19 protein-coding genes are annotated in these 21,233 nt (G+C 72.0%); 9 read left to right on the top strand and 10 right to left on the bottom strand.

Annotation, left to right across the window (positions count from 1 at the left end; genetic code table 11):
- Nucleotides 1–79: 79 nt before the first annotated feature.
- From ptsP to ACFZA2_RS02975, 3 genes are read right to left on the bottom strand one after another with little or no spacing between them, the layout of a single operon-like run.
- Nucleotides 80–1,765: a phosphoenolpyruvate--protein phosphotransferase gene (ptsP, locus tag ACFZA2_RS02985; RefSeq protein WP_391400401.1), complete on the bottom strand. Its 1,686-nt coding sequence runs from the start codon at nucleotides 1,763–1,765 to the stop codon at nucleotides 80–82.
- 14 nt (nucleotides 1,766–1,779) lie between these two features.
- The gene (locus ACFZA2_RS02980) at nucleotides 1,780–2,055 is read right to left on the bottom strand and encodes an HPr family phosphocarrier protein (protein WP_076674181.1); all 276 of its coding nucleotides are present in this window, start codon (nucleotides 2,053–2,055) and stop codon (nucleotides 1,780–1,782) included.
- A gap of 17 nt (nucleotides 2,056–2,072) precedes the next feature.
- Nucleotides 2,073–2,399, bottom strand: coding sequence for a PTS sugar transporter subunit IIB (locus tag ACFZA2_RS02975; RefSeq protein ID WP_391400397.1), 327 nt, complete (start codon nucleotides 2,397–2,399; stop codon nucleotides 2,073–2,075).
- Between the two features lie 200 nt (nucleotides 2,400–2,599).
- Between ACFZA2_RS02975 and ACFZA2_RS02970 the strand changes: the two genes are divergently transcribed.
- Nucleotides 2,600–4,528, top strand: a complete 1,929-nt coding sequence (locus tag ACFZA2_RS02970; RefSeq protein ID WP_391400394.1) for a BglG family transcription antiterminator — start codon at nucleotides 2,600–2,602, stop codon at nucleotides 4,526–4,528.
- Between the two features lie 101 nt (nucleotides 4,529–4,629).
- Here the strand turns inward: ACFZA2_RS02970 and ACFZA2_RS02965 are convergent, their stop codons facing one another.
- The 3 genes from ACFZA2_RS02965 to ACFZA2_RS02955 all read right to left on the bottom strand — a co-directional run bounded on the left by ACFZA2_RS02965 (nucleotide 4,630) and on the right by ACFZA2_RS02955 (nucleotide 8,283).
- On the bottom strand, nucleotides 4,630–5,589 hold the full coding sequence (locus ACFZA2_RS02965; RefSeq protein WP_391400391.1) for a type IV toxin-antitoxin system AbiEi family antitoxin domain-containing protein: 960 nt from the start codon (nucleotides 5,587–5,589) through the stop codon (nucleotides 4,630–4,632).
- A gap of 172 nt (nucleotides 5,590–5,761) precedes the next feature.
- Entirely contained in the window at nucleotides 5,762–7,453 is a 1,692-nt protein-coding gene (locus tag ACFZA2_RS02960; RefSeq protein ID WP_391400388.1) for a phospho-sugar mutase, read from the bottom strand.
- Nucleotides 7,450–8,283 (bottom strand): purine-nucleoside phosphorylase, encoded by an 834-nt coding sequence (locus ACFZA2_RS02955; protein ID WP_363578693.1) that lies wholly within the window; start codon nucleotides 8,281–8,283, stop codon nucleotides 7,450–7,452. The genes ACFZA2_RS02960 and ACFZA2_RS02955 overlap by 4 nt, the downstream gene beginning before the upstream one ends.
- 108 nt (nucleotides 8,284–8,391) lie before the next feature.
- Between ACFZA2_RS02955 and ACFZA2_RS02950 the strand changes: the two genes are divergently transcribed.
- Nucleotides 8,392–9,852: an NAD(P)H-quinone dehydrogenase gene (locus tag ACFZA2_RS02950; protein ID WP_391400384.1), complete on the top strand. Its 1,461-nt coding sequence runs from the start codon at nucleotides 8,392–8,394 to the stop codon at nucleotides 9,850–9,852.
- Between the two features lie 376 nt (nucleotides 9,853–10,228).
- On the opposite strand, the gene ACFZA2_RS02945 is transcribed toward ACFZA2_RS02950, so the two are convergent.
- Nucleotides 10,229–11,995, bottom strand: coding sequence for a biotin carboxylase N-terminal domain-containing protein (locus tag ACFZA2_RS02945; RefSeq protein WP_391400381.1), 1,767 nt, complete (start codon nucleotides 11,993–11,995; stop codon nucleotides 10,229–10,231).
- 77 nt (nucleotides 11,996–12,072) lie between these two features.
- The gene (locus ACFZA2_RS02940) at nucleotides 12,073–12,720 is read right to left on the bottom strand and encodes a Maf family protein (protein ID WP_391400378.1); all 648 of its coding nucleotides are present in this window, start codon (nucleotides 12,718–12,720) and stop codon (nucleotides 12,073–12,075) included.
- A gap of 134 nt (nucleotides 12,721–12,854) precedes the next feature.
- On the opposite strand from ACFZA2_RS02940, the gene ACFZA2_RS02935 reads away from it, so the two are divergent.
- From ACFZA2_RS02935 to ACFZA2_RS02915, 5 genes are all read left to right on the top strand, one after another.
- The gene (locus tag ACFZA2_RS02935; protein WP_391400375.1) at nucleotides 12,855–12,977 is read left to right on the top strand and encodes a hypothetical protein; all 123 of its coding nucleotides are present in this window, start codon (nucleotides 12,855–12,857) and stop codon (nucleotides 12,975–12,977) included.
- A gap of 12 nt (nucleotides 12,978–12,989) precedes the next feature.
- Nucleotides 12,990–14,252 carry a class I SAM-dependent RNA methyltransferase gene (locus ACFZA2_RS02930; protein WP_391400372.1) on the top strand — a complete coding sequence of 421 codons (1,263 nt, stop codon included), beginning with the start codon at nucleotides 12,990–12,992 and terminating at the stop codon, nucleotides 14,250–14,252.
- Between the two features lie 91 nt (nucleotides 14,253–14,343).
- Nucleotides 14,344–15,009 (top strand): response regulator, encoded by a 666-nt coding sequence (locus ACFZA2_RS02925; RefSeq protein ID WP_391400369.1) that lies wholly within the window; start codon nucleotides 14,344–14,346, stop codon nucleotides 15,007–15,009.
- Nucleotides 14,990–16,258, top strand: coding sequence for a sensor histidine kinase (locus ACFZA2_RS02920; RefSeq protein ID WP_391400366.1), 1,269 nt, complete (start codon nucleotides 14,990–14,992; stop codon nucleotides 16,256–16,258). The genes ACFZA2_RS02925 and ACFZA2_RS02920 overlap by 20 nt, the downstream gene beginning before the upstream one ends.
- Nucleotides 16,255–17,292: a hypothetical protein gene (locus tag ACFZA2_RS02915; RefSeq protein ID WP_391400363.1), complete on the top strand. Its 1,038-nt coding sequence runs from the start codon at nucleotides 16,255–16,257 to the stop codon at nucleotides 17,290–17,292. The genes ACFZA2_RS02920 and ACFZA2_RS02915 overlap by 4 nt, the downstream gene beginning before the upstream one ends.
- A 402-nt stretch (nucleotides 17,293–17,694) precedes the next feature.
- Here ACFZA2_RS02915 and ACFZA2_RS02910 read toward each other — a convergent pair whose 3' ends face one another.
- Nucleotides 17,695–17,931 carry an acyl-CoA carboxylase subunit epsilon gene (locus tag ACFZA2_RS02910; protein WP_391400360.1) on the bottom strand — a complete coding sequence of 79 codons (237 nt, stop codon included), beginning with the start codon at nucleotides 17,929–17,931 and terminating at the stop codon, nucleotides 17,695–17,697.
- A complete protein-coding gene (locus ACFZA2_RS02905) occupies nucleotides 17,928–19,517 on the bottom strand; it encodes an acyl-CoA carboxylase subunit beta (RefSeq protein ID WP_391400357.1) in 1,590 nt (529 codons plus the stop codon). The genes ACFZA2_RS02910 and ACFZA2_RS02905 overlap by 4 nt, the downstream gene beginning before the upstream one ends.
- Nucleotides 19,518–19,665: 148 nt before the next feature.
- Here ACFZA2_RS02905 and ACFZA2_RS02900 point away from each other — a divergent pair, with 148 nt between their 5' ends.
- A complete protein-coding gene (locus ACFZA2_RS02900; RefSeq protein ID WP_391400354.1) occupies nucleotides 19,666–20,448 on the top strand; it encodes a biotin--[acetyl-CoA-carboxylase] ligase in 783 nt (260 codons plus the stop codon).
- Between the two features lie 80 nt (nucleotides 20,449–20,528).
- Nucleotides 20,529–21,083 (top strand): PH domain-containing protein, encoded by a 555-nt coding sequence (locus ACFZA2_RS02895; RefSeq protein WP_391400351.1) that lies wholly within the window; start codon nucleotides 20,529–20,531, stop codon nucleotides 21,081–21,083.
- The last annotated feature ends 150 nt before the right edge of the window (nucleotides 21,084–21,233 follow it).

Raw genomic sequence — 21,233 nt, 5'->3', positions numbered from 1 at the left:
TGCACGGCGGGAGCCGCGCGATGGGGGTACCGCGTGCGCCGCGGTGCAGAAGGGGGCGGCGGTCGCCGCCCCCGGGGGTTTACGGGGTGGGAACGAGAGCGGAGGCAGCCTGGGCGGCCTCGCGGGCGGATGCCGCGTCGTCGGCGGACAGGGCGGCCTCGGCGATGCGGCGGGCGTCGTCGAGGGTGTGACGGAGGAGGGTCGCGCGCACGTCGGCGAGGGCCGTGGGGGCCATCGACAGCGTGGTCGCGCCGAGTCCGACGAGGACGACGGCGAGCAGCGGATCGGCCGCGGCCTCGCCGCAGATGCCGACGGGCTTGCCGTGCGCCTGGCCCGCGGCCCCGACCTCGCGGATGAGGCGGAGGACGGCCGGATGCCACGGGTCCTGGAACGACGCGACCGAACCGAGCAGGCGGTCGGCGGCGAGCGTGTACTGCGTCAGGTCGTTCGTGCCGATCGAGGCGAAGTCCGCGATCTGCAGGATGCGGTCGGCGAGAAGCGCGGAAGAGGGGACCTCGACCATCACGCCGGTCGTCTTGAGGCCGTAGTCCTTCGCGAGGGCCGTGAAGTAGCGGGTCTCCTCGACCGTGGACACCATGGGGGCCATGACCCACAGGTCGGCGGGGCCGGCCTCGGTCGCCCGCGTCGCGGCATCCGCTTCGGCGAGGGCCGTCAGCTGCTCGCGCAGGATGTCCTCGCTGGCGCGGAGGGCACGAAGGCCCCGGAGACCCAGCGCCGGGTTCTCCTCGTGCGCGTCATTCAGGAAGGGCAGCGGCTTGTCGGCGCCGGCGTCGAGCACGCGCACGACGACCTTCTTGCCGGGGAAGGCGCTCAGCAGCTCGGTGTAGGCCGCACGCTGCTCCTCGACGGTGGGAGCCGAGCTGGAGCTGAGGAACAGGAACTCGGTGCGGAACAGGCCCACGCCCTCCGCACCCAGCTCCACGGCCTCGGCGGCACCGCCGGGCTTTCCGAGGTTGGCCAGCAGAGGCACCTTCGTGCCGTCGGCCAGGGCGCCGTCGGTGATGGGGGCGGATGCCGCGGCCGCACGGGCCTCGGCACGGTTCGCCGCGCGGGCCTTCTCGTCGTCGGTCGGGTCGACGGTGACGACGCCGGCGGCGGCATCCACGATCACCGACTGCCCGTCGACGAGGTCCTTCGCACCGCTCGCACCGACCACGGCGACGATCGACTTCTCGCGCGCGAGGATCGCGGTGTGCGAGGTCGGCCCGCCCTCGGTGGTGACCAGGGCCAGCACCTTGTCGAGGTCGAGCAGGGCGGTGTCGGCGGGGGCGAGGTCTTTGGCGACCAGCACGAACGGGTGGCCGGGATCCGGGATGCCGGGGGCCGCGACACCGCGAAGCCGTGCGATCACGCGCTGGGCGACGTCGTCGAGGTCGGCGGCGCGCTCGCCGAGGTAGCCGCCGAGGGCGACGAGCTGCTCGCGGAACGAGGCGAAGGCGTCGTGCACGGCGAACTCGCCCGTCTTGCCGCTCGCGAGGCGGCTGTCGACCTCGGCCTCGAGAGTCGGGTCCTCGGCGATCATCGCCTGCGCCTCGAGCACGTCGCGGGCGGCGCCGCCCGCCTGCGCGCCGCGGGCCTCGAGCTCGCGGGCGACGGCGCCGATCGCCTCGCGGACGCGTGCCGTCTCGTCTTCGACGCTCAGCTCGCTCTTCGCATCCTTCGGCGCGGGCAGGGGCTCGGCCATACGCGCGATGGGTCCCTGGGCGACGCCCAGTCCGATTCCGACTCCACGGAGTTCCGTCATGGTGTGTGTCTTCCTTACTCGGCGTCGTGGTCGGTGGTCAGCAGCTCGGCGAGGCGCTCGAGCGTCGCGTCGGCGTTGTCGCCGTCGGCGGTCAGGGTGACGTAGTCGCCCTGCTCCAGCCCCAGCGCGATGATGCCGAGGATGCTCGCGGCGTTGATGGGGGAGCCCGCGTCCTTGGCGAGGGTCACCGGGATGCCGGATTCCTTCGCCGCCTGCGCGAACAGCTTCGCGGGGCGCGCGTGCAGGCCGTGCGACGATCCGATGCGGACGGTGCGGGTCAGATGGGGCATGGGTCTCTCCGTCGAACTCAGATCGTGTCCGCCGGCTGGCGGGAGCGCAGGGAGTCCTCGACCAGGGCGAGGGTTCGGGTGCCGCTGAGGTCGGCGAAGACGTCGTCCGGGAGCAGCACGACGGTGGCACCGCGGGCTTCGGCGTCGCGGCGGATGTGCGGGAGATCGTCGGCCAGGTGCGGGCCGACGAGCACGACGTCGGCGCCATCGAGGTCGACGGGCAGCGATCGCGCGGTCCCGGCCGAGGCGTTGTAGTCCAGGCCGCGGTCCCGCGCAGCACGACGGACGCGCTGCGCCACGAACGTGCTCGACGCACCCGCTCCACACACCACGAGGATCCTCATCGACCGGCCTTTCTTCCTCTCGATTGTGCGCACCCGCCTCACAGGAGACAACCAGGTTCGTTTCCCACCCCCCGGAACGCGGATGCCGCGGCCCCGCGCGCTCGCGCCGCGCGTGCCGTCGCGCGTTCCCGCGCCCGGTGGGGAGGGGCGTGAAAGGATGGACGGATCGCCGCCCACCGGGGCGGCGCGGAGGACGGATCGTGACGACGAAGGCTCGCCAAGACCGCCTGCTGGCCCTGTTGCTGCGGGACGGGGAATGGTCGACCGCCGCATCGCTGGCGGACGCGCTCGGGGTCACACCGCGCAGCATCCGGTCGTACGTCACGGCGATCAACGCCCGGGTGTCGTCCGGTGCCGCGATCGAGTCGGGTCCCCTGGGGTATCGCGCGGGCGGCGATGCCGCGGCGGCGCTGCGCTCCCTCTCCGGGTCGGATGCCGGCACCCCGCGCGACCGCCTGCACACCCTCGTGCGGCGCCTGCTCGACTCCGCCGACGGCATCGACGTCTTCGACACCGCCGACGCGCTGCACGTGAGCGCCGCCACCCTTGAGGCCGACCTGTCGCGCGTGCGCGGCCTTCTCGGCGGGACCGAGCTGACGCTGGAGCGCTCGGCATCCACCGCCCGTCTGCGCGGGACCGAGGTCGCCCAGCGGCGCCTGCTGTCGAAGCTCGCGCACGACGAGATGGATGCCGGCCTGTTCGATCTCGACGCGCTGCGGCGCACGCTCGGCGAGCGCTCGGTCGGGGCGCGGGCGTTCGGTCCGTTCAAGGCGGAGCTCGTCGCCGAGCTGGGGGCGCTCGGCTACTACGTCAACGAGATCGGCATTGGCGACGTCGTGATGCACATTGCGATCGCCGCCGACCGCACCACCCGCGACCGCGCGCTCGGGTCTCCCGGCGGCGACTCCTCCGACGCCGCCGCGGCGGTGGTCGAGCTGCTCGACCGCCTGACCGTCAAGCACATCGGCGTGCAGCTCGGCTCGGGCGACCTCCGCCACCTCGCGACCCTCGTGCTGACGCGCATCGTCGCCCCGGGCTCGCCGGGCGGCGACGACGTGCGTGCGCGCCTCGACCCCGCGGTGGAGGGGGCCGTTCGGCTGGTCGTCGACAACGCGGCATCCGAGTTCCTCGTCGACATCGCGCACGACGACTTCATCCTGCGGCTGGCGCTGCACGTGCAGAACCTCCTCGCCCGATCCCGGGAGCAGGCGTGGTCGCGCAATCCGCTGACGCGGTCGCTGAAGTCGACGTATCCGATGATCTTCGAGGTCGCCGTGTACATCGCCAAGGGTCTGCAGGACGGTCTCGGCATCCCGATCCTGGACGACGAGATCGCCTACATCGCCATGCACGTCGGCGGGCGCCTCGAGCGCAGCCGTCGCGCCGACCAGCTGTTGACGGCGACCATCGTGTGCCCCGGGTACTACGAACTCCATGAGCTGCTGCGCTCGAGCGTCGACCGCTCGCTCGGGCAGGCAATCGAGGTCGTCGGGGTCGAGACGCGCATCGATCCGGCGTGGGATGCGATCGAGACCGACCTCGTGCTGACCACGATCGACCCGCCGCGGCCCGGTGACCGGTTCGTGCGGATCCAGCCGTTCCTCACCGACGCCGACGTCGAACGCGTCCAGGCCGCTGCGGGACGCATCCGCCGCGGGCGACGCCTGGCGCGCCTGCGCGACGAGCTCGAGCGCTACTTCGCGCCGGGCGCGTTCGTGCGGGGTCTGGATGCCGCCGACGGCGAGGCCGGCGTCATCCGTCGCCTGGGCGGTCTGCTCGTGGAGCAGGGCGTCATCGACGAGGCCTACGTCGCCCGTGCGGTGGAGCGCGAGTCGATCTCGTCGACCGCGTTCACCGATGCCCTCGCCGTGCCGCACGCGATGGGGATGACCGCGACGCAGACCCGCATCGCCATCGGCATCGCCGACCCTTCCATCGCGTGGGGCGAGGGACGCGTGCAGGTGGTGGCTCTCGTGGCGTTCAGCGAGACCGACCGCGAGGCCTTCCAGACGGTGTTCGAGCAGTTCGTCGAGGTCTTCAGCGAGCGCGACAGCGTGCAGCGCATCGTCCGCCGCGCGACGTCGTTCCCGGCCTTCCTGGACGAGCTGGTCGCGGTGATCGACGGCTGACGCGGCCTTCCCCGGTTTTGGGGCGCGATGTTGCGTTTGGGGCGCGGAATACTCCGCCCCGAACGGAATCGTGCGCCCCGAACCGCGCGTTGAGGGCGTGATCAGGGGAGTGGGATGTGGAACGCCCGCAGGCGGGAGGCGAGAGTCGCGGCGTCGCGGAGGTGGGGCCAGCCCCAGCGGACGACGGGCCTCCCGGTGGTTCCGCGTATCCAGTCCTCGCGTTGCTTCTCGGCGAGCACCACCTCGGCCGCCGTCCGACCACCGCGGAGCCCATCATCGACGTACTTCCCGCGCCCGTCGAACTCTCCCCAGGCGTTCACGTCCTCCATGCCGAAGTCGACGTAGTACGAGCCTCCCGTGGGCGTCGCCACCGGGACCTGCAGACGCAGCGACCGGAAGCCGAGCTCGGTCAGGCGGATGCGGCTGATGCTCTCCCCGGGAAGCTGCGCGCGACCGTCAGCGAATGCGAGCGCGCGTGCTGCTCTTGCGCGACCGTGCGCCGACCGCATCGAGATCGCGAGTGCCGCGGCTCTGAGTGCGTGCGCCGCGTCTTCGTCATACCCTCCGTTGCCTCGGCCCGCCGTTTGTCGTAGTGCGCCGTCGAGCGAGCACACCGCGTTCTCAAAGGGCGAGGTACGTGCGACATCGGCCATGGTGCGGGTGAGGGCGGTCACGTTCAGGCCGTTCCTCTCCACGACCTCGTCCGGCTGGAGCTCTCCCCGGTGCCGGACGGCTGAGGCGATCGGGCCCCGGCGATGCTCGTCGAGGATCAGGTGGACGCGCTCGCCCGAAGGCGGGTGCACGGGGAGGCCGTGAAGTGCGGCGGCCGTCTGATGGGAGAACACGGGCGCCTCGCTGCACATCAGCGCGAGTGCCCGGGCGCGAACGACCATCCACTGTTCGGGACGGAGGCTCGCGGCTCGCTGAGGGTCGACGTAGACGCCGGGACGCACGCGCTCCAGGACCCCGGCGCGAAGCCGGGCGTCGAGGCCGTGCCGGTCGATTCCCGCCTCGCGCAGCTCAGCCCGGCGGAGGAGAGGGAGCTCGAATGCTGCATCCATCGCCCCACCTTCGCGAAGGCCACTTTCGCGTGGTGCCCCCGCTCGTCACCGCGGTGGATAACCGCCGCTGTGGAGAACACCTCGATCCGGTTTGGGGCGCGTTCTACCGTTTGGGGCGCGGAATACCCCGCCCCAAACGGAATCGCGCGCCCCAAACCAGGAGAACGCCGCCTCAGCGCACCGAAACCAGCAACTCCTCGGCGCCGGCGCGCAGCGCGGCGAGGCGCCGCGCTGCCTTCTTCGCCGACGAACCGCGCACGTCGAGGTACAGCTTGAGCTTGGGCTCGGTTCCGCTCGGGCGCACGATGAGGCGCGAGCCGTCGTCGAGCCACAGTCGCAGCACGTCTCCGAGGGGCAGGCCGTCGACGCCCTGCAGCAGGTCGTCGATGCGCGACACCGCGACCTCGCCGACGGCGGACGGGGGCTGGGCGCGAAGGGATGCCATGATCCCGGCGATCTCGCTCACGTCGCTCACGCGGATCGAGATCTGGTCGCTCGCGAACGCGCCGAACGTCTCACGGAACTCCTGCAGCAGGTCCGCGACCGTGCGGCCCTCGGCGCGCGCCGCGGACGCCATGCCGAGAAGCGCCACGGCGGCGGAGATGCCGTCCTTGTCGCGCACCGTGCCGGGGTTCACGAGATAGCCGAGGGCCTCCTCGAACCCGAACACCATGCCCGGTGCCCGCGAGATCCACTTGAAGCCCGTGAGGGTCGAGTGGAAGGCCAGACCGTAGTGCTCCGCGACCGCCTGCAGCCCGGGCGACGAGACGAGCGAGCAGGCGAGGGATGCCGCACCCCCGGGACCCTCCGCATCGGAGCCGCCCGAGCCGGCCGCGGCCCGCGCCGCGCGCCACCCCAGCAGCAGACCGATCTCGTTGCCGGTGAGCCGGCGCCACCCGCCCTCGGCGTCGGCGTCGGGGATCGCGACGGCCAGGCGGTCGGCATCCGGATCGTTGGCGATGACCAGCTCGGCGTCGACGGCGCGCGCAGTCTCGAACGACAGGTCCATGGCCCCGGGCTCTTCGGGGTTGGGGAACGCGACGGTCGGGAAGCGCCCGTCGGGGTGGATCTGCGCCTCGACGACCGTGGGCTGGGGGTAGCCGGCTTCGGTGAGCACGCGCGAGACGGTCTCCCATCCGACGCCGTGCATGGCGGTGTAGACCCAGTTCAGACCCTCTGCGCCGGTGGGAGCGGGGGCCACCGCGGCGGTCGCGGCGACGTAGGCCTCGACGACCGACTCCGGGGCGTTGGCGTAGCCCACCGAGCGGGGCAGCACGGTGACGTCGCCCTCGTCGGCGATCCGCTGGATGTGGGCGGCGATCTCCGCATCGGCGGGGGAGACGATCTGCGCGCCCTCGTCGGCGCCGCCGAGGTAGACCTTGTAGCCGTTGTCGTCGGGCGGGTTGTGGCTGGCGGTCACCATGACGCCCGCGTCGGCACCGAGGTGGCGCACGGCGAAGGCAAGCACGGGCGTGGGCAGCAGGCGGGGCAGCAGGATGGCGTTCAGTCCCGCGCCGGCGAAGATCTCTACCGAGTCGCGCGCGAACACGTCCGAGTTGCGACGCCCGTCGTACCCGACCACGACGGTCGGCGTGCCCGACGACCGCTCGCGCAGGTACGCCGCGAATCCCGCCGCCGCCTGGGCGACGAGCACCCGGTTCATGCGGTTGGGGCCGGCGCCGAGCGTGCCGCGCAGTCCCGCCGTCCCGAACGCCAGGCGGGTGGAGAAGCGATCCTCCAGGTCCGCCGCAGCCTCGGCATCCCCGGTCTCGACGCGGGCGACGAGATCCTCCAGCTCGGCCCGGGTCACGGCATCCGGATCCTGTGCGATCCAGGCCCGCGCGGCGTCGAGGCGGGCGTTCACAACGCGCCGATCACGCGCGCGAGCAGCGCGGAGATGACGGGCTCGGCCTCGCGGCCGGCCTCGAGCACCTCTTCGTGGCTGAGGGGGGTCTTCTGGATGCCGGCGGCCAGGTTCGTGATGAGAGAGAAGCCGAGGATCTCCATGCCGGCCTGGCGGGCGGCGATCGCCTCGAGAGCGGTGGACATGCCCACGATGTGACCGCCGATGGTCTTGGCCATCTGCACCTCGGCCGGCGTCTCGTAGTGCGGCCCGCGGAACTGCGTGTAGACGCCCTCGTCGAGGGTCGGGTCGATCGATCGCGCGAGCTCCCGCAGGCGGGTCGAGTAGAGGTCGGTGAGGTCGATGAAGGTCGCGCCCTCGAGGGGGGAGTCGGCGGTGAGGTTGATGTGGTCGCTGATGAGCACCGGCTGGCCGGGCTTCCACGTCTCGCGGATGCCGCCCGCGCCGTTGGTGAGGATCATGGTCGTCGCACCGGTCGCCGCCGCGGTGCGCACGCTGTGCACGACCCGGCGCACGCCGTGGCCCTCGTAGTAGTGGGTGCGCGCTCCGATGACGAGGACGTTCTTGCCGCCCGGGGTGCGGACGCTGCGCAGGGTGCCGACGTGGCCCTCCAGCGCGGGCTTGCTGAAGCCGGTGACCTCGGTGGCGGGGAACGACGCCGTCTCCTCGCCGATGAGTTCGGCGGCGCGCCCCCAGCCCGACCCGAGGGTCACGGCGATGTCGTGGTGCTCGACCCCGGAGAGGCGGGCGATGTCGGCCGCTGCGGCCGCGGCGACCTCGAAGGGGTCGACCGCCGGGTCGTCGAGCGGGTGAGATGTGCTGTTGGACATTCCCCCACTCTAGAAACTGCGGGGCCCGCGGGCCAGACGGCACACGCGTGCGGTCAGCGTGTCGGACCGACCTGGGTGGCGCATCGGCATCCGCCCAGCGCTGACAGAATGGATGCCATGGTGCAGAGCTTCGAGCGCAAGCAGTCCGTGGCGATCGTCGGCGGCGGCCCCGGCGGATACGAGGCGGCCCTTTCCGCGGCTCAGCTCGGCGCCGACGTCACCCTCGTCGAGCGCGCGGGAGTCGGCGGGTCGGCGGTCATCACCGACGTCGTGCCCTCGAAGACCCTCATCGCCACGGCCGACGCGGCCGTCGCGATCCGCAACGCGAGCAGCCTCGGCGTGCAGCTCTTCGCGAAAGACGACCGCGGCAAGCCGCTGACCCCCGAGGTCGCGATCAACCTCGCCGCGGTCAACCAGCGGCTGCTCTCGCTCGCGCGCCAACAGTCCGACGACATGCGCGCCTCGTTGCTCGAGGCGGGCGTCCGCATCATCTCCGGGCACGGCCGCCTCGACGGCAACGGGGCCGTGGTGGTCTCGACCGAGGCCGGTGGCACCGATTTCGACCGGGTCGAGGCCGAGACCCTCGTCGTCTCGGTCGGGGCGTCCCCCCGCGAGCTCCCCTCGGCCAAGTTCGACGGCGAACGCATCCTCACGTGGACGCAGCTCTACAACATGAAGTCGGTCCCCACCCACCTCATCGTGGTGGGCTCGGGTGTCACCGGCGCCGAGTTCGCCTCGGCGTACATGAACCTCGGTGCCAAGGTCACGCTCGTCTCGAGCCGCGACCAGGTGCTGCCCGGAGAAGACCAGGATGCCGCGGCGGTGCTCGAGCGCGTCTTCCAGCGCGGTGGCATGACGCTGCTGGCCAAGGCGCGCGCCGAGTCGGTCGTGAACACCGGCGACGGCGTCACCGTGACCCTGGCGGACGGACGCACGATCGAGGGCAGCCACTGCCTCATGGCGGTGGGCTCGATCCCGAACACCGCGGGGCTCGGCCTCGAGCAGGCGGGGGTGCAGATGACGGCATCCGGACACATCCGCGTGAACCGCGTGGCGCGCACCTCGGTGCCGAACATCTACGCCGCCGGCGACTGCACGAACTTCTACCCCCTGGCATCCGTCGCCTCCATGCAGGGGCGTCAGGCGATCTTCCACGCGCTGGGCGACATCGTCATCCCGCTCGAGACCCGCCGCATCACGGCCAACATCTTCACCGCCCCCGAGATCGCCACGGTCGGCTTCAGCGAGCAGGACGTCATCGAGGGGCGCATCGCCGGAAAGGTGCGCAAGCTCCCGCTCTCGGCCAACCCGCGTGCCAAGATGCAGGGCATCACCGACGGTTTCGTCAAGCTGATCGCCCGCGAGGGCAGCGGCACGGTCATGGGCGGCGTCATCGTCGGCCCCAAGGCGTCCGAGCTCATCTACCCGATCGCGATCGCCGTCGAGCGCCGCCTCACGGTCGATCAGGTCGCCCGCGTCTTCGCGGTGTACCCGTCGCTGACGTCGAGCATCACCGACGCCGCGCGCGCGATGCACATCGTCGACCGCGAGGATCCCGGCGAGGACTGAGCGTTCTGGATGCCGCGTGCTCGCGGCATCCGCCGCCGTTCCGCGTGAGTCCGGGGTGGGGCCGTCGATAAACGCCTCCTGCGCTGAGAAACGCTCGCGGAGCGCGTTTGCCGGTGCAGCGCGCGTTCATCGCGGGCGGGCGGCACCGGCGAGGGCGAGCGTCCGGAGCAGGTGACGAGCATTCCGGATGCCGCGACCTCGCGGCATCCGTCGCCCGTCGGTGCCCCGGCGGGGCGGGGTCGTCGATAAACGCTCTCTGCACTGAGAAACGCTTTCGGCGTGCGTTTGCCGGTGCAGCGCGCGTTTATGAATGCGCTCCGCACGAACGACGGCGCCGCACCCCCGGGGGAGTGCGGCGCCGTGAGGAGGCGGTTCGTCAGCTGATCAACAGCAGCTGGTGCCCCGCGGACACCGTCGTCCCGGCGGTCGCGTCGATCGAGGCGACCGTCCCGTCCTTGTGCGCCTGGATGGGCTGCTCCATCTTCATCGCCTCGAGCACGACGACGAGGTCGCCCTTGACGACCTGCTGGCCCTCCTCGACCGCGACCTTGACGATCGTGGCCTGCATCGGAGACTTGACCGCGTCGCCGGTCGCTCCGGCGGCGGGCGAGGCCGCGTGGGAGCGGCGCGACGGGGGAGCGGCGGCGGGGCGACCCGCCTGCGGGGCGGCGGCGGTGATGCGGTCGGGCAGGCTCACCTCGAGGCGCTTGCCGCCGACCTCGACCACCACCGTGTGACGGCCGGTCTCCGCGGCGGGAGCGTCGAGTTCGCCGTCCCACGCGGGGATGTCGTTGACGAACTCCGTCTCGATCCAGCGGGTGAAGACGCCGAAGGTGCCGTCCTCGGCGGTGTAGGCGGGGTCGCGCACCACCTTGCGGTGGAACGGCAGTACCGTCGGCATCCCGGCGACCTCGAACTCGTCGAGGGCGCGGCGGGCGCGCTCGAGCGCCTCGGCGCGATCACGACCGGTGACGATGATCTTCGCGAGCAGCGAGTCGAAGGCGCCCGAGACGCTGTCGCCGGCGGTGACACCGGAGTCGAGGCGGATGCCGGGACCACCGAACGTCTTGAAGACGTGGATGGGGCCGGGCTGCGGGAGGAAACCACGGCCGGGGTCTTCGCCGTTGATGCGGAACTCGATCGAGTGACCGACGGGGGCGGGGTCGTCGTAGCCGAGCTCCTCACCCTCCGCGACGCGGAACTGCTCGCGCACGAGGTCGATACCGGTGACCTCCTCGGACACGGGGTGCTCGACCTGCAGGCGCGTGTTGACCTCGAGGAACGAGATGGTGCCGTCGGCGCCGATGAGGAACTCGCAGGTGCCCGCTCCGACGTAGCCGACCTCTTTCAGGATGGCCTTGGATGCCGAGTACAGCACCGCGTTCTGCTCCTCGCTGAGGAAGGGGGCCGGGGCCTCCTCCACCAGCTTCTGGTGACGGCGCTGCAGCGAGCAGTCGCGGGTCGAGACGACGACGACGTTGCCCGCCGAGTCGGCGAGGCACTGCGTCTCGACGTGGCGCGGCTTGTCGAGGTACTTCTCGACGAAGCACTCGCCGCGACCGAAGGCGGCGACCGCCTCGCGCGTGGCCGACTCGAACATCTCGGCGACCTCGTCGAGCTCGCGCGCGACCTTCAACCCGCGTCCTCCGCCGCCGTAGGCGGCCTTGATCGCGATGGGCAGGCCCACCTCTTCGGCGAAGGCGATGACCTCGTCGGCGCCCGAGACGGGGCCGGGCGTGCCGGGAGCGAGGGGAGCGCCGACCTTCTCGGCGACGTGTCGCGCGGTGACCTTGTCGCCGAGCGCCTCGATCGCGTCGGGCGAGGGCCCGATCCAGGTGAGGCCGGCGCCGATGACGGCGCGCGCGAAGTCGGCGTTCTCGGCGAGGAAGCCATAGCCGGGGTGCACGGCGTCGGCGCCGGAGCGGCGGGCGACCGAGAGGATCTTCTCGATCGAGAGGTAGGTGTCGGCGCTGGTGGCGCCGTCGAGGGCGTACGCCTCGTCGGCGAGACGCGTGTGAAGGGCGTCGCGATCCTGATCGGCGTAGACGGCGACGGAAGCCTTGCCCGAATCACGGGCGGCGCGGATGATTCGGACGGCGATCTCGCCGCGGTTGGCGACAAGGACCTTGGCGATCTTCGGCATTCGTCCAGCCTAGCGAGGGCGACCGCGCGTCTTTTGACACTCCTCGACAAGAAACGCCGAGAAACGTGAGCGGGTGTCTACGAACGATTCCAGAGCGTGGTCCAGGAGCCGCCGAGCTCTCGAACGAGGCGGCGCACGGTCGACAGCGACATCCCCACCACCGTGGAGGGGTCGCCCTCCACGCGCTCGATGAAGGCACCGCCGAGACTGTCGACCGTGAAGGCGCCCGCCACGAGGAGCGGTTCGCCGCTGGCGACGTAGGCCGCGATCTCGTCGTCGTCGACGTCGGCGGCGAAGGTCACGGACGCCTCGGCGACGGCGTGGGCCTCGCGCGGCTCGACGCCGGGGGAAAGGCGGAACACGCTGTGCCCGGAGTGCAGCACGCCCGTCTGCCCGCGCATCCCGCGCCAGCGCGCCGTCGCCGCATCGGCGGTGTACGGCTTGCCCAGGATCTCGTCGCCGAGCGCGAACATCGAGTCTCCGCCGATGACGAAGCCGTCGAAGAGGGGGTCCTCGTCGCGGACGCGATGGGCGACGTCGGCGGCCTTGCGGCGCGCGAGCAGCAGAACGTGCTCGGGGGCGGGCAAGCGCCGCCCCTCGGACGCCTCGACCTCGGCGATCACCGCTTCCTCGTCGACCCGGGGCGCACGCGCCTCGGGCTCGATCCCCGCCTGGCGCAGCAGCATCAGACGGGCGGGAGAAGTGGATGCCAGGCACACGCGCATGCGTCCACGCTACCGACGCGATGCCCCGGCGGAGGCCCGCAGACCTCACGTCGTGCCACAGCGAGGCGACCGAGCCTGTCGAAGCCCCCGGGCTCGCGTGAGCCCGGACCCTTCGACGGGCTCAGGGTCCTGGCGTGGCGGGGTGGCTGAGCCTGTGGAAGCCCCCGGGCTCGCGGTCCTGGGCGGCGAGGTGGCTGAGCCTGTCGAAGCCACTCGGAGCGAAGACCGAGGCCCGGCTGCTTCACGGCCTCGTGTGACAGGCTCGGGGGATGCACGACGGCGACCTCATCGAACTCGACATCACCGGCATCGCCCACGGCGGTGTGTTCGTCGGGCGGCACGAGGGGCGCGTCGTGTTCGTCCCCGACACCCTGCCGGGCGAGCGCATCCGCGCTCGACTCACCGACACCCGCAAGAAGGCGTTCTGGCGGGCCGAGGCGATCGAGGTGCTCGAGGCGGCGCCCGAACGGCAGCCGCACGTGTGGCAGGCGGCGGCGATCGAGGTCGATCCGTCCGAGAGGGTCGGCGGCGCTGAGTTCGGACACATCGCCCTCGCCCACCAGCGGGCGCTGAAGGAGCGCGTCATCCGCGAGGCGGTCGAGCGCGTCGGTCGGCTGGAGCTCCCCGTCGAGGTCGCGATCGCGGGCGACGACGCGCAGCGCGAGTCGCCCGACGGCACGGGATGGCGCACCCGCGTGAGCCTGCACGTCGACGACGCCGGACGCGTCGGCGCGTTCGCCGCCCGCTCGCACCACGTCGTCGAGACGGTCGACCTTCCCCTGGCGACCGCGGCCATCGCCCGCGCCGCGTCGGAGGTGCGAGCCGGTCGCGCCCTCCCCGGACGCATCGACCTCGTCCAGCCCGCCGACGGTCGCGTGCGCGTCCTGCCCCGTCCCGAGGGGGAGCGCCCGTCCTCGGAGCCCGAGGTGATCGAGGAGCGCGTCGGCGATCGCGTGTTCCGCGTCGGCGCCGGCGGGTTCTGGCAGGTGCACCGTCTGGCCGCCCGCACGCTGACCTCGCTCGTCTCGGCGGAGCTCACGGCATCCCTCGGCGGACTCGATCCCGACGCCACCCACCTCGACCTCTACGGCGGGGTGGGCCTGTTCGCCGCCACGCTCGGCGAGATGGGCGGGAGCGGAACGCGCGTGGTGAGCGTCGAGAGCGATCCGCGCGCCACCGAGCATGCGGGTGAGAACCTCGCGGAGTGGATCGGGGCCCGGGCCGAGACGGCGCGCGTCGACCGGTTCGTCGCGGCGCTCGCCGCCGGCGCCTCCGCCCGGGAACGCGAGCGTCTCTCCCGCGGCGTCGTGCTCCTCGATCCGCCGCGCGCCGGCGCCGGTCGCGCCGTCGTCGAGGGCATCGCCGCCCTGGCTCCGACCGCGGTCGTGTACGTCGCGTGCGACCCCGTGGCCCTCGCCCGCGATCTCGCGACCTTCGCCGAGCTCGGCTATCGGGCCGATCGCGGCATCCGGGGCGTCGATCTGTTCCCGAACTCGCACCACGTCGAGGCGGTCACCGTCCTGCGTCGCTGAAGCGCGTTGCGGGCGGGGGCGCGAGGCGAGGACGCGCCGTGCGGGCAAGGTCCTCCTGCGCGGCGGAGGGCAGCGCCGATACGATGACGGAATGACGCGCGTCGCCCTCATCGATGACCACGAGTCGGTCCGGCTCGGGTTGGAGGCCGCTCTCGCGCGCACGGAAGCCACGAAGGTCGTCTTCTCAGGCGCGAACGTCGCCGCCTACCTGACGTGGCGCCAGAGCGCGGCCGAGACGCCGGCCGACGTCGTCGTGCTCGATCTCACCCTCGGCGACGGCACCACCGTGTCGGAGAACGTCGACCGCGTCGTCCGCGACGGCTCGAGCGTGATCATCCACAGCGTCGCCGACCGTGCCGGGGCGGTGCGCGAAGCCCTCGCCGCGGGTGCGGCCGGGATCGTGAGCAAGTCCTCTCCCACGCACGAGGTGCTGGGCGCGATCAGCACCGTCGCACGCGGCGAGCTGCTCGACAACGTCGAATGGGCCAGCGCCGTCGAGGGCGACCGCGACTTCGCCGACGCGCAGCTCTCCGCTCGCGAGCGCGAGGTGCTCCGCCTGTACGCGGCGGGACTGCCGCTGAAGGCCGTGGCCGAGCGGCTCGGGGTGGCATACTCCACGGCGAAGGAGAACATCACCCGGGTGCGCGTGAAGTACGTGGAGGTGGGACGACCCGCACCCACCAAGGTCGATCTGCTGAGACGCGCCATGGAAGACGGCATCCTCCAGGATGCGCCAGATGACGTCGGCCGTGGCTGAATCGGACCGGTCGGTGCTCGACGAGGCGTGGGGTCGCATCCCGCACACGCGCGAGAGCCAGGCCGACCAGGGGACGTTCACCCAGACGCGCATCGAGCGCGTCATCACGCTCATCGTGGGACCGGGCTCGCTCGTCCTCGGAGCGCAGGCGTTCTTCGCCGCTTTCGGGCCCGGGGATGAGGCGCAGGGGTGGCACCTCCCGTTGGTGCTCGGGGTGTTCCTCCCCCTCGTCGCGATGATCATCGCGTGCAGTGTGGGGCGCTTCGCCCGGGTGTTCTCGGGCATCTTCGCGGTGGTGTTCCTGCTGGCCCTCGCGTTGTGGCCACTCGCGACCGCGGGCGGTCCGGCGCCGGCGCCCACGGAGAACCCCTGGATCTTCTACCTCGTCAACGTGGCGACGGTGTCGACGATCGTCGCGTTCCCCCTCGCGCTGCAGATCGTGTGGACCATCGCCACCCCGCTGCTGTTCGGCGTCGTCCGTCTGCTCCAGGCCGGCGGACAGCCCGACTTCGTGCTCCCCGTGATCCTCGACGTCACGTTCGCCCTCATCCTCGGCAGCGTGCTGCTGACCCTCGGGTGGATGTATCGCTCGATCGCCGCCAACGTCGATCAGGCGCGCGCCGTCGCCGTGTCGAGCTATGCGGCGGCGGCGGCGACCGCGGCCACGGAGCACGAGCGCGTCGCGGTCGCCGCCCTGATGCACGACAGCGTCCTCGGCGCCCTGCTCGCCGCGGAACGCGCCTCCAGCCCGCGCGAACGCACGCTCGCGGTCAGCATGGCGCGAGAGGCGCTGACGCGACTCGCCAACGCCGAGAAGGACTCGCTCGAGGGCAGTGACGAGCCCGTTCCCGCCCTGCGCCTCGCCGACGACATCGAGGTCGCCGCTCGCGAGCTGGGCATCGACCTCGTCGTCACCCGGGCCGTGGAGGAGGGAACGCCTCGCGTCCCCGGGCGCGTGGCCCGCGCCCTGGTGCTCGCCGCCATGCAGGCCGTCGCCAACGCCGTGCAGCACGCCGACGCGCAGGGGCTCACGGTCGAGCTGACGGGGGACAGCGCGCCCGGTGGCGTCGCCGTGCGCGTGCGCGACACGGGGGCCGGCTTCGACGTGGCGGCGATCCCCGCTGACCGTCTCGGCATCCGCGGGTCGATCAACGCCCGTCTGGCGGCCGTCGGGGGACGCAGCGACATCGACTCGACCTCCGCCGGGACGACGGTCACCCTCGAGTGGGAGAGCGGGGACCGCTGGTGACCGTCCGCTCGGTGCTGTCCGTCATCGGTCTGGCCTTCACCGCCTACCTCGCCGCGAGGGGACTCATCTGGACCTCGCCCGAGACCGTCGTGCGCGGGTGGCTGATCGTGGCCGCTCTGCTCTTCTACCTGCCCGTCACCTGGCTCTGGATCTTCGCCATCGGTGCGCGCGAGCGTACCGACTCGTCGTCGCCGGTCACCTCGCCGGCCAAGCTCCCCGGCTGGGGCGTCGCGCTCGCGTTGATGGCCGCCGTCATCGTGCCGAACGCCCCGTTCCTCGCGGTCACCGAAGCCGGACGTTCCCAGCCCTTCGTGACCTGGGTGATCGGAGCGATCGGCGCCCTCATGACCATCGTCATGGTGCGCCGTCGCCCCATCGTGGCCTGGACCGGGATGGCCCTGCTCACCCTGTCGACCTCGCTCTGGTTGGGGCCCCTTCAAGCCCTCAGCCTCGGCCTCGTCGGCTCCCTCGTGTGGGTGGCCGCGGCGCAACTGGTGACGATCGCGCTCGATCGTGCCGCACGCGACGCCGAGCGGCTCGCCGAGCTGCAGCAGGCCGCCTCCGCATGGCAGGCGTCGCAGAGCGGGCGGCAGCGCGAGCGCCGGCTGCATGTCCAGCGTGCCCTGCAGGCCGCGGGTCCGATCCTCGCCCGCACCATCGAGAACGGTGGCAACCTCCGTGCCGCCGACAAGGAGGCGGCACGCCGCGCCGAGGCGAGTCTGCGCGACGAACTGCGCGGCAACCGTCTTCTCGATGACGGCGTGCGCGTCGAGATCGAGGCCGCCCGTCGCCGCGGAGCGGCCGTCAGCCTGTTCGACGAGGGCGGACTCGAGGGGCTGCGGGCCGCCGACCTCGACGCCATCCGTACCGAGCTGGCATCCGTCCTGCACGAGTCCGTCTCTCAGCGCGTCATCATCCGCACGTCGCCGCACCACGAGATCGCGGTGACCATCGTCGGCCGGTCCCGGGGCGACGGCGACGGGGGCGACGACGACGAGGTCGATCTCTGGCGCGAGATCCGCCGACCGCGCTGAGCGCACCCGACGGCTCACGACGCGTCCGGGCGGACAGCCGACGCCCGCGCCGAACGCACGCGACGGCTCACGATGCATCCCGGCGGACTGTCGACGCCCGCGCCGACCGCCCGCGACGGCCCACGCCGCATCAGCGCCGTCGCCGCGGCACACCCCTCACCCGCCGGTCCGACCGACGCAGAGGGGGGGATTCGTCGACGCTGCCGAGGATGAGGGGTGAGGGGCGGCGATGTCGCCTGCCCCCCACCCGGACGAACGGTTACCCGAAAACCGTTCGTGCGGCCGGATCCGGCTCGAAGGAGCGGTCCGACCGAACGCGTGATGCGTTCCAGCTCCTCCAGTATTCGCGAGCTGTCCCGCGGCGTCTGTAGGTATTTCGGGGGACACTTCCCGGCCGAACGGTCAGCCGGTGAAGCCGTTCCATCCCGCGGCGCGGTTCAGGGGGGTGCGCAGGCCGCGCGCCGACAGCTCCCAGCGGGACCGCGGGGCGTGGTCGGGCGCCGTGGCCTCGGCGACCTCGCGCACGTACGCCTCGCTGACCACGACGATCGCCGCGGCCAACTCCTCCTCGGTCGGCGTGCCGCGCACGACCTCCGCCACGACGGGCGGCAGGCCGGTGTTCGCAGACGCGTCGCTCACAGCGGGATGTTCCCGTGCTTCTTGGCGGGGAGGCTCGCGCGCTTGTTGCGCAGCGCGCGCAGAGCCTTGGCGATCGACACGCGCGTCTGCGCGGGCTCGATGATCCCGTCGAGCTCGCCCCGCTCTGCGGCGAGGAACGGGGATGCCACGTTGTAGGTGTACTCGTTCGCGAGGCGCGTGCGCACCGCGGCGACGTCTTCTCCCGCCTCCTCGGCGCGCTTGATCTCGCCGCGGTAGAGGATGTTGACGGCGCCCTGGCCGCCCATGACGGCGATCTCCGCGGTCGGCCAGGCGAGGTTGATGTCGGCGCCCAGCTGCTTGGAGCCCATGACGATGTACGCGCCGCCGTAGGCCTTGCGCAGGATCACGGTCACGAGGGGGACGGTGGCCTCGGCATACGCGTAGAGCAGCTTGGCGCCGCGGCGGATGACGCCGGTCCACTCCTGGTCGGTGCCGGGGAGGTATCCGGGCACGTCCACCAGGGTGACGATCGGGATCGAGAACGCGTCGCAGAAGCGCACGAAGCGCGAGGCCTTCTCGCCCGCGTCGATGTTGAGCGTGCCGGCCATCTGCGAGGGCTGGTTCGCGATGACGCCGACGGTCCGTCCCTCGATCCGCCCGAAGCCGATCACGATGTTCGGCGCGAACAGCGGCTGCACCTCGAGGAACTCCCCGGCATCCACGATCCCGTCGATCACGGTGTGAATGTCGTACGGCTGGTTGGGGGAGTCGGGGATGACCGTGTTCAGCGAGCGGTCGGCATCCGTCGTCTCGAACTCGAACGGCGTCTCGTAGACGGGGATCTCGGCGAGGTTGTTGTCGGGCAGGTAGCCGATGAGCCCGCGCGCGTAGTCGATCGCGTCGTCCTCGTCGTCGGCGAGATAGTGCGCGACGCCGGAGCGGGTGTTGTGGGTGAGCGCCCCGCCGAGCTCCTCCATGCCGACATCTTCGCCGGTGACGGTCTTGATGACGTCGGGGCCGGTCACGAACATCTGGCTCGTCTTGTCGACCATGATGACGAAGTCGGTGAGGGCGGGGGAGTACACCGCGCCTCCCGCGGCGGGTCCCATGATGATGGAGATCTGCGGGATCACGCCCGAGGCGGCGGTGTTGAGGCGGAAGATCTCGCCGTACTTGCCGAGGGCGACGACGCCCTCCTGGATGCGCGCGCCGCCGGAGTCGAGGACGCCGATGATCGGGATGCCGCTGCGCAGCGCGAGCTCCATCACCTTGATGATCTTGTCGCCGGCGACCTCGCCGAGCGATCCGCCGAAGGTGGAGAAGTCCTGCGCGTACACCGCGACCGTGCGGCCGTGGATGGTGCCGGTGCCCGTGACGACCGAGTCGCCGTAGGGGCGGGACTTGTCCATGCCGAACGCGGTGGTGCGATGGCGCACGTACTCGTCGAGCTCGACGAACGAGCCCGGGTCGACCAGCATCTCGAGGCGCTCGCGGGCGGTGAGCTTGCCCTTGGCGTGCTGCTTCTGGCGCGCGGCGGCTTCGGCATCGACGACCGCCTCCTGGAACCTGCTGCGCAGGTCCGCGATCTTGCCGGCGGTGGTGAAGAGATCGGGCTGGTCGGTCACGCTTTCCACCCTAGCGACCGCACCGGCACCGGCGTTGGAGGGTGCGCACAAGCGAATCGTCCGCGGGCTGTGGCATCCGGCCATCGATGGTGTCGGTCGTCGCACGCAACCGGATGCCGACGCGCCGCCGTTTCCCTAAGGTGTGGACATGCCGATCCCCGCGTCCGGATACCCCCGCACCGCCGACATCAGCCCCCGCGTCCAGGTGGTGACGACCACCGATTCGACCAACGCCGACGTCGTGGCCGCCGTCACCGCCGACCCCGCCGGCTGGCCTCACCTCTCGTTGCTTGTCACCGACGACCAGCGCGCGGGCCGGGGGCGCCTCGACCGCACGTGGACGGCGCCGGCGGGCACCGCGCTCGCCGTGTCCGTCGTGGTGGACGCGTCCGGCATCCCGATGTCGTCGCGCGGGTGGATCCCGCTGGCCGCGGGGGCGGCCATGACCCGCGCTGTCCGCGCGCAGCTGACCGGCCACAGCGGCAGCGCCGAGCTGAAGTGGCCGAACGACGTGCTCGTGGACGGCGCCAAGATCTGCGGCATCCTGGCCGAGGCGGTGCCGGGCACGTTCGACACGGTGGTGGTCGGAGCGGGTGTCAACACGCGCATGTCCCGCGCCGATCTTCCCGTGACGACCGCGACGTCGTTCCAGGCGATCGGGGCGGAGTGCGACGACGACCGCTTGATGGCCGACTACCTCGGCCACCTGCGCGACAGCCTCGCCGCCCTCGCATCCGGAGACGTCGCGGGCGTGCACCGCGACATCGAGGGGCTGTGCGCGACGGTCGGGCGCGAGGTGACGGTGTCGATGCCCGACGGGTCGACGGTGCAGGGGCGCGCCGAGCGACTCGACGACGACGGTCGCCTCGTCGTCGCGGCCGGCACGATCGAGACGGTCGTGGCCGCGGGCGACGTCGTGCACGTGCGCTGACGCGGTGCGGCGCTGGTCCGCCGCGACCGCCGCCCGCGTGTGCGCCGCGATCGTCGGCCGCGGGGTCGCACAATGAGAGGGTGACCCAGCCGTCGAGCTCGATCGGGCGCCCACGCATGCCGGCGCCGGGCACGAACGCGCCCGAGCTGCGCATCGCCCGGCTGCACGCTCATGCCCGCGGGCTGTTCTGGTCCGCGCTCGTGCTCATCGCCGTCGCGGGGGCGACCGCCTACTTCTACGACAACCTCCCCGCGCCCTACGAGAACTGGATGCTGCTGACCGCCGCCGCGGTCGTCGTCCTGCTGCTGGTCGTCATCCCGTTCCTCGTGTGGCTCTCCCACACGTGGACCATCACGACGCGCCGCGTCATCGAGCGCTCGGGGCCGTTCGGCTCGACCCAGCGCGAGATCTCCCACGTGCGGGGCTACGCGATCCAGATGCGCCGCGGCATCTTCCAGCGCCTCTGGGGTGCGGGCACGTTGTCGCTGTCGAACGGCGTCGAGCCCCCGCTGCGCATGAAGAACATCCCGCACGCCGTGCTCGTGCACGAGACGCTGGTCGATCAGGTCGAGGTCAACCAGATCCTCGCCCACCGCGATTCGCAGACCTTCGGCTCGGGCTCCGTCGGCCTCTGACGTTGCGGCGGGTCCCGGTCCCTTCGACGGGCTCAGGGACCTCACGTCGCGGAGAGGTGGCTGAGCCTGTCGAAGCCACCGGGCCCCGCATCTGCGCCCCCGGAGCCGGGGCGGGGCGTCGGCGCTTCCCGACGCCCCGGGGCGGCCCCG

It is taken from the genome of Microbacterium sp. NPDC007973, from assembly GCF_042958465.1.
Lineage (GTDB): Bacteria > Actinomycetota > Actinomycetes > Actinomycetales > Microbacteriaceae > Microbacterium > Microbacterium galbum.
Note: the sequence above shows the minus strand (reverse complement) of the source record. Positions and strands in the feature narration are given on the sequence as shown.